Annotated in this window: 1 pseudogene; it reads left to right on the top strand. The window is 69.5% G+C overall.

Annotated features, from left to right (window positions below):
• Positions 1-84: 84 nt before the first annotated feature.
• Positions 85-397 (top strand): annotated as a pseudogene (locus AC1DYG_RS20335) (LacI family DNA-binding transcriptional regulator); the annotation flags it as partial.

Raw genomic sequence — 397 nt, 5'->3', positions numbered from 1 at the left:
CCCAAGATATTAATGGAAACCGTTTCCGTTGTACATTAGCGGGGCCGTGCTGTCGGTCACGGCCGCATTCAGTACGGTCCGACTATGTCCCGGTCCCGTCATCCGCACCGTCAGGCCACCCTGGCGTCGCTCGCGGCGGAGCTGAAGGTCTCCCGCACCACCGTCTCCAACGCCTACAACCGGCCGGACCAACTGTCCGCGGAACTGCGCGAACGGGTGCTCGACGCCGCCAAGCGGCGCGGCTACCCGGGCCCGGACCCGGTGGCCCGCTCGTTGCGCACCCGCAAGGCGGGCGCGGTGGGGCTGCTGCTCACCGAGGCATTGAGCTACTCCTTCCGGGACCCGGCGGCGATGAGCTTCCTGGCGGGCCTGGCCGAGTCCTGCGAGGACGCCGGCC

This window comes from Pedococcus sp. P1_H8, from assembly GCF_056405175.1.
Note: the sequence above shows the minus strand (reverse complement) of the source record. Positions and strands in the feature narration are given on the sequence as shown.